This window comes from Streptomyces sp. NPDC028298 (genome assembly GCF_055565895.1).
On record NZ_JBVHTL010000002.1, the window covers coordinates 102,426 to 115,619 of the forward strand.

General features: G+C 71.3%; 11 protein-coding genes. 4 read left to right on the top strand and 7 right to left on the bottom strand.

Annotation, left to right across the window (positions count from 1 at the left end):
• Positions 1-3: 3 nt before the first annotated feature.
• The gene (locus tag ACZ4TO_RS09035) at positions 4-1,533 is read right to left on the bottom strand and encodes an aldehyde dehydrogenase (NADP(+)) (RefSeq protein WP_468023846.1); all 1,530 of its coding nucleotides are present in this window, start codon (positions 1,531-1,533) and stop codon (positions 4-6) included.
• A 144-nt stretch (positions 1,534-1,677) separates the two neighbouring features.
• Between ACZ4TO_RS09035 and ACZ4TO_RS09040 the strand changes: the two genes are divergently transcribed.
• A complete protein-coding gene (locus ACZ4TO_RS09040; RefSeq protein WP_382794500.1) occupies positions 1,678-2,451 on the top strand; it encodes an IclR family transcriptional regulator in 774 nt (257 codons plus the stop codon).
• Positions 2,452-2,549: 98 nt separating this feature from the next.
• The gene (locus tag ACZ4TO_RS09045; protein WP_382794497.1) at positions 2,550-4,001 is read left to right on the top strand and encodes a peptidoglycan D,D-transpeptidase FtsI family protein; all 1,452 of its coding nucleotides are present in this window, start codon (positions 2,550-2,552) and stop codon (positions 3,999-4,001) included.
• 149 nt (positions 4,002-4,150) lie between these two features.
• Here the strand turns inward: ACZ4TO_RS09045 and ACZ4TO_RS09050 are convergent, their stop codons facing one another.
• The gene (locus ACZ4TO_RS09050; protein WP_468023847.1) at positions 4,151-5,602 is read right to left on the bottom strand and encodes an NCS2 family permease; all 1,452 of its coding nucleotides are present in this window, start codon (positions 5,600-5,602) and stop codon (positions 4,151-4,153) included.
• Positions 5,603-5,857: 255 nt separating this feature from the next.
• Here ACZ4TO_RS09050 and ACZ4TO_RS09055 point away from each other — a divergent pair, with 255 nt between their 5' ends.
• Positions 5,858-6,424 (top strand): SigE family RNA polymerase sigma factor, encoded by a 567-nt coding sequence (locus ACZ4TO_RS09055; RefSeq protein ID WP_382794491.1) that lies wholly within the window; start codon positions 5,858-5,860, stop codon positions 6,422-6,424.
• Positions 6,421-7,284, top strand: a complete 864-nt coding sequence (locus ACZ4TO_RS09060) for a hypothetical protein (RefSeq protein ID WP_468023848.1) — start codon at positions 6,421-6,423, stop codon at positions 7,282-7,284. Before ACZ4TO_RS09055 ends, ACZ4TO_RS09060 begins: the two co-directional genes overlap by 4 nt.
• 95 nt (positions 7,285-7,379) lie before the next feature.
• Here the strand turns inward: ACZ4TO_RS09060 and ACZ4TO_RS09065 are convergent, their stop codons facing one another.
• From ACZ4TO_RS09065 to ACZ4TO_RS09085, 5 genes are all read right to left on the bottom strand, one after another.
• Positions 7,380-8,174, bottom strand: coding sequence for an HAD family acid phosphatase (locus ACZ4TO_RS09065; protein WP_385049791.1), 795 nt, complete (start codon positions 8,172-8,174; stop codon positions 7,380-7,382).
• A 122-nt stretch (positions 8,175-8,296) separates the two neighbouring features.
• Positions 8,297-9,406 carry a right-handed parallel beta-helix repeat-containing protein gene (locus ACZ4TO_RS09070; protein WP_468023849.1) on the bottom strand — a complete coding sequence of 370 codons (1,110 nt, stop codon included), beginning with the start codon at positions 9,404-9,406 and terminating at the stop codon, positions 8,297-8,299.
• A 43-nt stretch (positions 9,407-9,449) separates the two neighbouring features.
• Positions 9,450-10,592: a pectinesterase family protein gene (locus tag ACZ4TO_RS09075; protein ID WP_468023850.1), complete on the bottom strand. Its 1,143-nt coding sequence runs from the start codon at positions 10,590-10,592 to the stop codon at positions 9,450-9,452.
• Between the two features lie 2 nt (positions 10,593-10,594).
• Positions 10,595-11,923: a pectate lyase family protein gene (locus ACZ4TO_RS09080; RefSeq protein WP_468023851.1), complete on the bottom strand. Its 1,329-nt coding sequence runs from the start codon at positions 11,921-11,923 to the stop codon at positions 10,595-10,597.
• A gap of 108 nt (positions 11,924-12,031) precedes the next feature.
• The gene (locus ACZ4TO_RS09085; RefSeq protein WP_468023852.1) at positions 12,032-12,826 is read right to left on the bottom strand and encodes a rhamnogalacturonan acetylesterase; all 795 of its coding nucleotides are present in this window, start codon (positions 12,824-12,826) and stop codon (positions 12,032-12,034) included.
• Between the last annotated feature and the right edge of the window lie 368 nt (positions 12,827-13,194).

Below are 13,194 nucleotides of genomic sequence, written 5' to 3' on the forward strand. Positions count from 1 at the left end.
GCGTCAGCGCTCCAGGCGCCCGTCGTACCGTCGCGGCAGCCCCAGCGGGTTGTCGTCGCGCAGCTCGGGCGGCAGCAGCGCCTCGGGCACGCCCTGGTAGGCCACCGGCCGCATCCAGCGCTCGATGGCGGTGCCGCCGACCGAGGTGGACGTCGAGGTGGTCGCCGGGTACGGCCCTCCGTGGTGCTGGGCCGGGGCGACGGCGACGCCGGTCGGCCAGCCGTTCACCAGGACCCGGCCCGCGAGGGGGGTCAGTTCGGCGAGGATCTCCGCTCCGCGCCCCTCGCCCGCGGCCTCCTCCGCGGAGAGCTGCACGGTGGCCGTGAGGTTGCCGGGCAGCCGGGAGAGCACCGCGCCCGCCTCGGACTCGTCCTCGTAGCGCGCCACGACCGTGAGCGGTCCGAAGCACTCCTCCAGGAGCAGATCGTGCTCGCCCTCGGTGGTGAGCCTGCTCGCGGGCACGGTCAGGAAGCCGGGGCTCACCGTGTGCTCGCCGCCCGCGCCCGGCGTCACCGGGGCCTGGACGTCCGGGAGCCCGGCGCGCTCGGCGACCCCGGCGATGAAGTTGTCGCGCATGCGGTGGTCGAGCAGGACCCCGGAGGCGGTGTCGCTCACCGCGTCGGTCAGGGACTTCAGCAGACGGTCGCCCGCCGCGCCGGCCGGCGCCAGCACCAGGCCGGGCTTCACACAGAACTGGCCGACGCCCAGGGTCATCGAGCCGGCGAGTCCCGCGCCGATCTCCTCGGCGCGCTCGGCGGCCGCGGCCTCGGTGACGACGACGGGGTTGAGGGAGCCCAGCTCGCCGTGGAACGGGATCGGCACCGGACGGGCGGCGGCCGCGTCGAACAGTGCGCGCCCGCCGCGCACGGAGCCGGTGAACCCGGCGGCCGTGACGAGCGGGTGCCGGACCAGTTCGACGCCGGCCTCGAAGCCGTGCACGAGTCCGACGACGCCCTCGGGGATGCCGTGCCCGGCGGCCGCGCGGCGCAGGACCGCCGCGACCAGCTCGGAGAGCGCCGGGTGGTCGGGGTGGGCCTTGACGACGACCGGGCAGCCCGCTGCCAGCGCGCTCGCCGTGTCGCCGCCGGCCACCGAGAAGGCGAAGGGGAAGTTCGAGGCGGAGTACACGGCGACGACGCCGAGCGGCACCTTGTAGCGGCGCAGGTCCGGGATCGGCGGGGTCGCGGTGGCGTCCGGGTGGTTGATGACGACGTCGAGGAAGGCGCCCTCGTCGACGATCCCGGCGAAGGCGCGCAACTGGTAGCAGGTCCGGGCGAGTTCGCCGGTGAGCCGGACCGGGCCGAGCGCGGTCTCCGCGTCGGCCGCCTCGACGAGCAGGTCCTTGGCCGCTTCGAGCTGGTCCGCGGCGGAGCGCAGGAACGCGGCGCGCACGGCGCGGTCGGCCAGCGCGGGGCGCGCGTCGTGCGCGGCACGGACGGCCTCGTCCACCTCTTGGCCTGTGGCCTCCACCGCAACCTGTTCCCGCTGCTTCCCGGTACGGGGGTCGACACTCCAGACTGGTGCTGCTGCCACCGCGGGTCCCTTCCGATGTGATGCCACAGTTCTCGCCGAAGTTCTTGTGTCACTCACCAGGGGTGTTCGATATGCTGAACGCTGTCTCTGATGATGAACTTCTGGTCGGAGACTATTTCCCGTCCAACGAAGGGGTCAAGGGCGATGTCGGCAGGCGAGACAGGCGGCGGGGCGCAGGTCAAGTCCGCGGTGCGGACCGTTGAATTGCTGGAGTACTTCGCCGGCCGGCCCGGAATGCATTCCCTCGCCGCGGTCCAGGAGGCCGTCGGATATCCCAAGTCGAGCCTGTACATGCTGCTGCGCACGCTCGTGGAGCTCGGCTGGGTCGAGACGGACGCGACGGGCACGCGGTACGGCATCGGCGTACGGGCCCTGCTGGTCGGCACCTCGTACATCGACGGCGACGAGGTGGTCGCCGCGGCCCGCCCCACCCTCGACCGCCTCTCGGACGACACCACCGAGACGATCCACCTCGCGCGCCTGGACGGCACGAACGTCGTCTACCTCGCCACCCGGCAGTCCCAGCACTATCTGCGCCCCTTCACCCGGGTCGGCCGCCGGCTCCCGGCCCACTCCACCTCGCTCGGCAAGGCGCTGCTGGCCACGTACAGCGACGAGCAGGTCCGCAAGATGCTGCCGGAGACGCTTCCCGCGCTGACCGAGCACACGATCACCGACCGGGAGAAGCTCATCGAGGAGCTGCGCCAGGTGCGGGAGCAGGGCTTCGCGGTGGACCGCGAGGAGAACACGCTGGGACTGCGCTGCTTCGGTGTGGCGATCCCGTACCGCACGCCCGCCCGTGACGCGATCAGCTGCTCGGTGCCTGTGGCCCGGCTCACCCCGGCGCACGAGCAGATGGTCAAGGACGCCCTGTTCGACGCCCGCGACCGGCTCACCCTGGCCACGCGCAGGCTCTGACGGGCCGGGCGGCCGGCCCGGCCGCCTCATGAGGAACCGATGAGAAAGCCGGGCGGACGGGAACGATTCACCCCTGATCGCTCGTCTTTCTGGTCGGAATGAACAAGACGATCAGGCGTGCCGCCGTCTTCACGCTGCTGCTCGTACTCTCCCTGCTGGTCAGGGCGACCTGGGTGCAGTTCTACGACGGCCGGGCACTCGCGGACGACAAGCTGAACCGACGGAACGCGATCGCGCTGTACGCGAACCCGCTCGGGAACATCATCGTGGCCGGCGACGCGATCACCGGCTCCGCGCAGACGACAGGGAGTGACCTCAAGTACAAGCGGACCTACAAGGACGGCAGCCTGTACGCGGCGGTCACCGGGTACAGCTCGCAGGTCTACGGAGCGACCCAGCTCGAGGGCATCTACCAGAAGCTTCTCGACGGCTCGGACATCCAGCTCAAGAACCCGCTGGACACGCTCACGAACAAGCGCGCCGACCCCGGTGACGTGGTCACGACGATCGATCCGGACGTCCAGAAGGCCGCCTACGCCGCGCTCGGGAACAACAAGGGCGCGGCCGTCGCCATCGACCCGAAGACCGGCAAGATCCTCGCGGTCGCCTCGACACCGTCGTACGACCCGTCGGCGATCAGCGCCGGCAACAACAGCGTCTGGAAGAAGCTGACGACCGACCCCGACAAGCCGCTGGTCAACCGCGCGCTGCGGCAGCCGCTGCCGCCGGGGTCGACCTTCAAGCTGGTCGTGGCCGCCGCCGCGCTGGAGGACGGGCTCTACGACGACGTGGACGCCAAGACGGACAGCCCGGACCCGTACACCCTGCCCGGCACGACGACCGTCCTGAGGAACGAGAACGCGTCCGCTCCCTGCGAGAACGCCTCGATCCGGGTCGCGCTCCAGTACTCCTGCAACAACGTCTTCGGCAAGATGGCGGTCGACCTCGGCCAGGACAAGGTCCGCGCGACGGCGGAGAAGTTCGGCTTCAACGACACGAAGCAGGACGTGCCGGTGCGGGCGTACACCAGCGTGTACCCCAAGGACATGGACAGGTCGTCCACGGCGCTGACCGGTATCGGCCAGTACGACGTCACCGCGACGCCGCTCCAGATGGCCATGGTGTCCGCCGCAATCGCCAACGACGGCAAGCTGGTCTCGCCCCACATGGTGTCGCAGACCAGTGACGCCGACGGCACTGTGCTGAGGAACTACGACGACAGCGCGGACACCAAGGAGATCGTCAGCTCGGACACCGCCCGCCAGCTCCGGTCGGCGATGCAGACGGTCGTCGAGGACGGCACGGGCACGAACGCCCTGATCCCCGGCGCGACCGTGGGCGGCAAGACCGGCACGGCCCAGCACGGCGAGAAGAACAGCAAGACGCCGTACGCCTGGTTCACGTCGTTCGCGAAGTCCGACTCGACCGGCAAGGAGGTCGCCGTCGCGGTCATGGTCGAGCAGTCGGACGCGGCGCGCTCCGAGGTCAGCGGCAACGGACTGGCGGCGCCGGTCGCCAAGGCGATGATGCGGGCCGCGCTGAAGAACTGAGGCGCGCCCGGCCCGCACGCGAAGCGGCCCCGCACCCCGTCGAACGGGGTGCGGGGCCGCTCGGCAGACGGCTTCGCCGTACGGACCGGTCGTCGCGGACACCCGCGCGCCCGGCCGGTCTCAGGTGCCGGCTCGTGCGCGCGGGACGGTCACTTCACGCCGAGCAGTTGCTCCACCGGGTCGATCGCGAAGTACACCAGGAACAGGGCCGAGACCGCCCACAGCAGCCAGTTGACCTCCTTCGCCTTGCCCACGACCGCCTTGATGACGACGTAGGCCAGGAATCCGGCGCCGATGCCGTCGGTGATGGAGTACGTGAACGGCATCACCGCGATGGTCAGGAACGCCGGGATGGCGATCTCGTACTGGTCCCAGTCGATGTGCTTGACGTGGGTCATCATCAGGAACCCGACCGCGATCAGCGCGGGCGCCGCCGCCTGGAGCGGGACGATGGTCAGCAGCGGGGTGAGGAAGAGCGCGAGGCCGAACAGACCGCCGGTGACGAGGTTGGCGAAGCCGGTGCGGGCGCCCTCGCCGACACCGGCCGCGGACTCGATGTAGGCGGTGTTGGAGGAGGCGGAGCCCAGACCGCCCGCGACGGCGGCGGCGCCGTCGATGAACAGCACCCGGCCGATGCCCGGCACCTGCCCCTGCTCGTCGAGCAGCCCGGCCTCGGCGCTGATCCCGACGATGGTCCCCATGGCGTCGAAGAAGTCCGACAGGACCAGCGTGAAGATCAGCAGGACCGCGGTGAGGACACCGGCCTCGGCGAAGCCCCCGAACAGGCTGAAGTGGCCGATGAGCCCGAAGTCCGGACTGTCGACGATCTTGTCCGGGACCTTCGGGGTGGTCAGGCCCCAGCTCTTGATGTCGGCGACGGCGTCGATGACGATCGCCACGACCGTCATCGTGACGATGCTGATGAGGATCGCGCCCTTCACCTTGCGGGCGAGCAGCGCGATGGTCAGCAGGACACCGAGGCAGAAGACGAGGACGGGCCAGCCGGTGAGACGGCCCACGGCACCGAGCTGCACGGGGACGGTGGTGTTCGCGACGTCCGGGATGCGGCTGACGAACCCGGAGTCCACGAAGCCGATGAAGGCGATGAACAGGCCGATCCCGACGCCGATCGCCTGCTTGAGCTGCTGCGGAATGGCGTTCATGATCGCCTTCCGGAGCCCGGTGAGCACCAGGACGCAGATCAGGACGCCTTCGAGGACCACCAGGCCCATCGCTTCGTCCCAGCTCATCAGCGGCGCGAGCTGGAAGGCGACGACGGCGTTGAGGCCGAGGCCCGCGGCGATGGCGAGCGGGAGATTGCCGCCGATGCCCATGACGATCGTCATCACACACGCCACCAGCGCGGTGGCGGTGACCAGTTGACCCGTGTCGAGCGTGTGCCCGAACTTGTCCTTGGCGCTGCCGAGGATGATGGGGTTCAGGACGAGGATGTACGCCATCGTGAAGAACGTGGCGAACCCGCCGCGTATCTCCCGGCCGATGGTGGAGCCCCTGGCGGATATCTTGAAGAACCCGTCGACCCCGCCTGCCTTCGGTGGTGCGGCACTTGGCCGGTTGTCGACCTTTTGCGCTTCGGACATGGCGTAACTCCTCGTTGCCTGCGTGCCTGGTGTGCGGATGCTGGCTGGATTGTTCCCCCGATCAACCCGTTTCAGGTTTTCCCCGTGTTACGGAATCCGGTTCGGCCCGCCGGGCACCGTTCCGGGGCCCGTACGGCCGGCTGCTACGCTCACGCGTCCCGCTCCGCCCCAACTCCCGTGTCCCCCGACGGGATCGCGGGTCAGCACCCACCGCACCCGCACCGCCGCCGCAGCCGAAGCGAGGGGAGGCACCCCGTGGGCACGCCCGTCGACGACGCCGCCTCCGCGGAGTTCCACGCCTTCTTCGAACGGCACTACGCCGAACTGGCGCGACTGGCCCATCTGTTGACGGGCGAGGCGGACGCCGCCGACGACCTGGCCGCCGAAGCGCTGCTCGCGCTGTGGCACCGCTGGGACCGGGTGCGCGCGGCGGACCGTCCGACGGCGTACGCGCGCGGAGTGGTCGCCAACCTCGCCCGCACCCGGATCCGGGCCGCGGTGCGCGAGCGCCGGCGCATGACGCTCTTCTGGTCGCAGCGCGAGGACAGGACCGAGAACCCGGACGTGCCCGGCACGGTCGACGTCCAGGAGGCGCTGCGCCGGCTGCCGTTCCGCAAGCGCGCGTGCGTCGTGCTGCGGCACGCCTTCGACCTGTCGGAGAAGGACACCGCGCTCGCCCTCGGCGTCTCGGTGGGTACGGTCAAGAGCCAGACGTCCAAGGGCATGGCGGAACTGAAGCGGCTGCTCGGCACGGACGGGACGGCGGTACGGATGCACGCGGGGGCGCTGCCCGCGGGCGGGGCCGGAGGTAGGGGCCGGTGAGGGAGTCGCGGGAGGCGCACGACGCGCTGCGCGCCCGGCTGCGCGAGGCGGCCGGGTCCCACGAGCCGGACCGCGCCCGCATCCTGGCCCGGGTCGAGCGCGGCATGGCGGGCTCCGGTGAGCGGCCGCCGCGTCGTACGGCGCGTCGCCCGCTGCCCGGCTGGGCGCGTGTCCTGGGCGCCACGGCCGCCGTCGCGGGCGTCCTGGTGGCCGGGGGTTACGCGGTCGCCCCGGTGGTGAGGGACGACGGTGCGGCTCCGCGGACCGTGGCCGTCCCTCCGGTTCCCGGCCCTTCGCGGGACCCGGCCGGACGCGGTGTGGCCACGCCCGGGCCCGGACCGCGTCCCGGGACACCGACGGCCTCGGGCGGGCCGCGCCCCTCCCCCTCGGACCTTCCCGCTCCGGCCGGGACCGCCACCCCCGCTCGGCCACCCGCCGGGGACACCGCCGACGGCCCGTTGCGGTCGCGGGGCTCGGTCGACCCGCACAGCGGCGACTTCTGGGCGCAGAGCGAGGTGAGCCTGAGGACCACGCGGCGGCTCACCTCGCTCACGGTCACGTTGAAGGTCGGGCAGACCGGCGGGGTGAGCGAGGCGGGTGCCTGGGTCTCGCTGCCCGGGAGCGACTTCACCACGACGGTCGCCGAGCGGGACGGCTTCCTCGTCTACACCTGGGCCCTCAGGCCCGGTCGCACGGTCTGGCCGGGCACCTGGGTCTTCGCCGGCCAGTACGGCCACGACCGCGGCGGCCGGGAGGTGAAGGACGACGCCTACACGGTGACGGCGACGACCGCGGACGGCGAACGGGCCTCCGTGGCCGGGGACTTAACGGACCGGGGCGCGGACGGCGGAGATCCGTAGCGACACGTCCGGACGCCCCGAACTCCGCACGGCGGACAGGCGAACGCCCCCGACGGTCAGGACCGGCGGGGGCGTTCGCCCATGGGGGGAAGGCGTCAGCTCACGAAGTACGTGGGGTTCGGGAGCTTGTAGGTCTTGTCGGCGTAGCCGCCGTCGAGGTCCGAGTACTGGTCGCCGAAGTTGGCGACGATGTCGTACCCGAGGGACTCGATGTGCTTGCGGGTTCCGGCCTTGTACTGCACGGTCGTGCAGTTCCAGGCGGTCGCGGTGGCGCAGTCGCTCAGGTAGGCGGGCGGGTTGGCCGCGTCCTTGAGGAACATGTGCGCCGAGTCGAGGTTGACGTCGACGCCGATCTTCTTCAGGTTGTCGACCGCGGAGACGCGCTGCGACTCCTTCAGACCGGAGTTGTAGAACACCTCGACGCCCTTGGAAGCGGCGTACTCGACGAGTTCCGGGCTGCCGAAGACGGCCGGGCGGTCCGCCTGGGCGACGTACGCGGCCCAGGAGGCCGAGTTGTAGGTGTAGTTGGTCTTCTTCTCGTAGTCGAGGGACAGCAGCAGCGTGTCGTCGATGTCGAAGACGACCGCGGGCTTGGTGTGCCGGTGGTGGGCCTTGCGGGCCGCCTGGTCGATGTACCGCTTGGCGGAGGCGTCGAGGCGGGCCAGGTCCTTGGCGTACGGGCTGTCGGGGGACGCCTGGTAGACACCGTTGCTGTCGGCGGTGGTGCCGTAGTAGGTGTCGATGTCCTTGACGAGGACGCCGATGTTGTACGGCTCGTGCGTCGAGTTCGCCGTCGACTGACCGGCGGTGGCTACGCCGGTGCCGTACAGGGCGGCGCCGGCGACGACACAGGTCGCGGCGACGGCCGCGATGCGGAGTGGCTTATGCATGACAGGTTTTCTACGCGCGTAACGTCCGTGGACGCGAGACCTTTTGCCGGATCGATACATACTTTTCGGCCGACTTGGGCCTCGCGTCGGACTCTTCGGGCCCCGTCCCGGCGGGGCGGCGGTCAGTTCATGGTCGCGCCGATGGTCGTGCTGCCGGTCGTGAGGAAGGTGGTCGCGGGCAACGTCCCACTGGAGGAACGGGAGTTGTACGTGGTGGTGGCGTCCGTGGAGACGAACGAAGGGGTGGAGACCCCGGAGTCCCAGTTGTTGCCCGAGGACGTCACCGAGGACCCCTTGGACACCGCGGTGCCGTTGCCCACCGCGAGGTTCTTGCCCAGTCTGGCGGCACTGGTGGCGAAGTAGTAGCCGTACTTCCCGTTGGCGTAGGCGGTGGTGCGGTTGATGACGATGGCGCCGGTGTTGGAGTTCTCGGTGAAGCCGCTGCCCGCGTCGTCCCAGGCCGCGGAGTTGTTGACGACGTGGGCCACGACCTCGCCGTCACCGCCCAGTTTGTAGCCGTTGCCGTCGCCCGCGAAGGCCGAGTCGCCCCAGCGGTTCCTGCCGTTGCCGAAGGACCAGGTGTGTTCGACGGTGACGGGCGAGGAGAACGACCAGAAGTCGATCCCGTCGTCGGAGTTGTTGTACAGGCGGGCCCCCGTGATCAGGTTGCCGGTGCCGGAGCCGAACTTCACGGCGATGCCGTCGGCGTTCTCGCCGTGGGTGGCGCCGTCGTAGTTGCCGTACGCGTCGATGTTCCTCACCGTGTTGTTGACGGTGCCGTCGCCGGTCAGCGTGAAGCCGGAGTCTCCGCCGTTGATCGTCTTGACGTTGCTCCAGACGGTGCCGGTGCAGGACTGGCAGACGACCGCGCTGTCCGGGGAGTTCTGGAAGGTGATGTTCGAGACGTTCCAGTAGTCGGCCGTCAGCTTGAAGATCCAGGAGCCCGAGGGCAGCGAGGAGCCGTCGATCCTCACGGTCTCCGAGCCGTACGCCGTGAGCGTGACCGGCGCGGAGGACGTGCCGTTGACGGTGGACTGGAGGGTGGCCGTCGGGTAGTAGGTGCCGCCGCGCACCTGGATGACGGTCCCGGCGGCGGCACCGGAGATCGCGGAGGTCAGCTCGGCGGTGGTGTCCACGACGACGGTGGCGGCCTGCGCCTGTCCGGGCAGGACGGCGAGGCCGGCGCCCAGTGCCAGGGCGGCGCCGAGCGGGAGAGCGGTACGACGAGACATGGAGTGGGGTCCTTTCGTCGTGCTGTCGGAGGGAACGGGGCAATCACGGACACCAGTCGCCGAGGTAGGCGGCACGGGTGTGCCGCTCGGCCTCCGCGTCCGTGAGCTGGGGGCGGTTCTCGGGGACGGAGATCACCGCGCCGGGTCCCGTGTTGCGGTACTCGGCGAAGCGCTGGCTCTGCCAGGGGTAGGCGGCGGACATGTTCGTGTAGGGCGCGACCGCGTCGATGCCGGCGCCCAGACGGGTGTCGCGGACGGTCAGCATCGGCCGGGCGGTGGGGTCCGAGCCGGGCACCCAGGGGCGGGCCAGCTTGTAGAAGGCGTCCGACGCGGCACTGCTGATCCCGCAGCGGGTGACCAGGTATCCGCGTGGGTCGGCGACGGCCGTGGACGGCGCGAAGACGAAGCCGTACGGGGCGCCGGCCAGGTCCGTCCGGTCCAGGGTGCGGAAGTGGCAGCGCTCGAAGACCGCCGTCGCCCGCCCGAAGACGAAGTCCACGTCGCCTTCGACGTAGCAGTCCCGGTAGTACTGCCGGGCGAAGGTGCCGAGCGCGATCGTGTCGGCGTACAAGGTGTCCTGGTGGCCGAGGAAGCGGCAGCGGTGGAACGCCGACCGGTCGCCCTGCACCTTGATCGCCACGGCCTGGGTGCCGGTGATCCCGGGGTGGTCGGCGCGCAGCCAGTCGTTGGCGAAGGTGACCGCGCGGGCGGTGAAGCCGTCGGTGCGCACGGTGGTCGTCGCCGACCCGGTGGTGCCGTAGGTGCCCGAACCGTCGGGCTTGGGCGTGCCGTTGGCGTTGTCGTACACGACGACGACGTCGCGCGGGTCGCCGGAGGCGCCGATCCAGGTCATCTCGGACCCGGCGGCTCCGGGCAGGCCGGTCGCCGGGTCGACCGCTCCGACCGAGACCGTCTCGCGGTACACGCCGGGTGCGATGACCAGGGTGAAGCCCGCGCCGGTCGCGGCGGTCACGGCGGCCTGCACGGTGGTGTGGTCGCCGAGGCCGCCGGGGTGGACGTACAGGGTCCTCGCGTCCGGCCGCGCGGACGGCGAGCCGTGGCGCCCGAACGGCGCCCGGCCGGTGGCGCGGGCGGTGGCGCGGGCGGGGCCCGCGAGCACGGGAGCCAGCGCGGCTCCGGTGCCCGCGGCGATGAACGCCCTTCTGCCGACGGGGTGTCCGGCCATGGTCAGCAGATCCTTCCGGCGCCCGCGTGGTGGTCGACGAGGGCGGGAACGGCCCTCGGTGGGTCGACCCTCGTCCGCAGGACCGGGGTCCAGCCGGCACCGGACTGGAGCGTCTCGGCGGGGATCTGCGCGTTGTGCACGGCGATCAGATCGGTCGGGACGCCGTTGACGTAGTTGTCGGCGGCGGTCACCGGCGCCTCCTTCCACTTCTTCAGGATCAGCCCGGCGCCGACCGAGTCCGGCAGCGTGAACGCGTTGTGCTCGGCGACGAGTCGGGACTCCATGCCGATGCCGTAGCTGTAGCCGTAGGAGGAGTCGGCCACGAAGTGGTTGTTGTAGGAGTCCACTTGCCCGAAGCGCACGCGCGGGGCGCGCTCGACGAGGCCGGTGAACAGGTTGTGGTGGAGGGTGACCTTCAGATGGCCCCGGTCCACGGCGGCGGTGGCCGCGCTGTCGCTGTTGCCGATCAGGATGGTCTTGTCGTGGTCGGCGAAGACGTTCCAGGAGGCGGTCACGTAGTCGGCGCCCTTGACGATGTCCAGTTCGCCGTCGTGCTGTTCGTAGATCCGGCCGTAGTAGGTCGGCAGCGAGCTGTCCGGGTGGTCGCCGTCGGTGAACGTGTCGTGGTCGAGCCAGACGTGCGTGGCGCCGTAGACGACGGCGCTGTCGTACTCGGAGTTCCAGTTTCCGGTGTCACCGTCGGTGGGGTCCCACTGCGGGAAGCAGTCGAGGGGGCTCTCGAAGGTGAGGTTGCGGACGATGACGTTGTCGACGTCCTTGATCTGGAGGCTCGCGCCCTTGAAGCCCGCGTTCGCCCCGAGGCCGACGATGGTGGTGTTCGCGGGGACGTACGCCTTGATGGCGGTGTCCTGTTCGGCGGCGGAGGCGGCCCGCAGGTCCTCCTGCTCGCCGCTGACCACCTGGTCGTAGCCCCACACCGCGGGGTCGTAGTCGGCGAGGTACCGGTCGAAGTCGTAGCCGGGGGCGGCGAAGGAGTCGCAGCCGGAGGCGTTGGCGTCGATCGTGCCCCGGACCTTGATGATCTTCGGCGCGCTGCCGCCCGCGGCAAGCGCGGCCTTGAACTCCGCCCAGGTCGAGACCGTGCTGACCTGCGCGGCGCCGGCCGCCGAGCCGCCCGTGGTGCCGGTCCCGTCGGCCGCCCAGCCGTCGCCCGCGGCGAGCGTCTGGCGGCCGGGGTCGCGGGGGCGGGCCTCGGCGGTGGTGCCGGTGACGGCGAGCACGAGGGCGGTGCAGCCGATCAGCGCGGCGGCTCTGCGGATGGTGACCGCACGCCAGCTCGTGGCATGCGCATGCCATTCCTGTGTGTGCATGGTGCGACTCTCTTTCCTTCGGCTCGGGGCCTCGGAGCCCGGCGAGCTCACGGGTTCGGGGGATCCGGGGATCGGGGATCCAGGGATCCGGGGCAGGGATCGAGGAGTTCAGGCGGTGGGCCAGGTGATCCAGGACTCGGGTATGGCGGCGTCCAGACGGCGTACGTCCCGGGGGCCGAGCACCCGGCGGCGCAGCAGCGCGCCCGCGACGAGACGGGCCACGGCGATGGCGCCGGGCGGGTTGAAGTGCGTGTTGTCCTGTTCGGTCGCGGTCCAGTTGAAGTACCGCTTCGTCTCCTCGACGCCGAGCCGCTGCCACAGCGCGATGGACAGGGCCTGGACGTCGAGGAGCGGGACGCGCTCGGCCGCGGCGAGCGCGCGCATCGACGCCGGGTAGTCGCCGTGCGTCGGCACCGCCGCGCCGTCCGCGTCGAACTTCCTGCGCTCCACCGGGGTGGCGAGCACCGGCCGCGCGCCCCGGGCCCGCGCCCCGTCGAGGTACTCCCGCAGGCAGTCCTGGAACGTCGTCCACGGCTCGGTGTAGCGCGTCGGGTCGGCGGTCTTCTCGTCGTTGTGCCCGAACTGGACGAGCAGGAGGTCGCCGGGCCGGATGACGTCGAGGATCGCGGCGAGTCGCCCCTCGTCGATGAAGCTCTTCGAACTCCGGCCGTTCACGGCGTGGTTGGCGACGACGATGTCCTCTCGGAGGAAGAACGGGAGGGCCATGCCCCAGCCGGTCTCGGGTGCGGCGTCGGCGTACTTCTGGGCGGCGGTGGAGTCGCCGGCGATGTGGAGGGTGCGCGGGCCGCGGTGCGGGGCGGCGGACGCCGGGGCCGCCGCCCCGGCGGCGAGCGGTAAGGCGGCCACGGCCGCCGAGGTGACCTGTCTGCGCGTGAGGGACACGGGCGTGTGCCTTTCGACAGAGGGTTCCGAAGAGATCCGGCCAGGGTTCGGCCGAGGGTCCGGCCGGGGTCCGGCCGAGGATTCGGTCGAGGTCTGGCCGGGGTCCGGCCGAGGTCCTGCCGAGAGTCCGGCCGAGAGTCCGGCCGGGCACTCCGCCTGAGATCCGGCCGAGGATTCGGCCTAGGTCTGGCCGGGGCCTGCCGAGAGTCCGGTCGGGAACTCCGCCTGAGGCCCGGCCGAGGATTGGGCCGAGGGTCCGGCCGGGAATTCGGCCGAGCGACGGGACCGCGGGGCGGGCGTGGGGGGGGGGGGGGCAGGGGCGGGGACCCAAGAGGGTGGGGCGGGACGGGGGGGGGGGCTCCCGTTTT

What these genes read in the sequence shown, in the direction of transcription:
- ACZ4TO_RS09040 (WP_382794500.1), top strand. Translation starts at nt 1,678, where the DNA reads ATGTCGGCAGGCGAGACAGGCGGCGGGGCGCAGGTCAAGTCCGCGGTG.
- ACZ4TO_RS09045 (WP_382794497.1), top strand. Translation starts at nt 2,550, where the DNA reads ATGAACAAGACGATCAGGCGTGCCGCCGTCTTCACGCTGCTGCTCGTA.
- ACZ4TO_RS09050 (WP_468023847.1), bottom strand. Translation starts at nt 5,602, where the DNA reads ATGTCCGAAGCGCAAAAGGTCGACAACCGGCCAAGTGCCGCACCACCG.
- ACZ4TO_RS09065 (WP_385049791.1), bottom strand. Translation starts at nt 8,174, where the DNA reads ATGCATAAGCCACTCCGCATCGCGGCCGTCGCCGCGACCTGTGTCGTC.
- ACZ4TO_RS09070 (WP_468023849.1), bottom strand. Translation starts at nt 9,406, where the DNA reads ATGTCTCGTCGTACCGCTCTCCCGCTCGGCGCCGCCCTGGCACTGGGC.
- ACZ4TO_RS09075 (WP_468023850.1), bottom strand. Translation starts at nt 10,592, where the DNA reads ATGGCCGGACACCCCGTCGGCAGAAGGGCGTTCATCGCCGCGGGCACC.
- ACZ4TO_RS09080 (WP_468023851.1), bottom strand. Translation starts at nt 11,923, where the DNA reads ATGCACACACAGGAATGGCATGCGCATGCCACGAGCTGGCGTGCGGTC.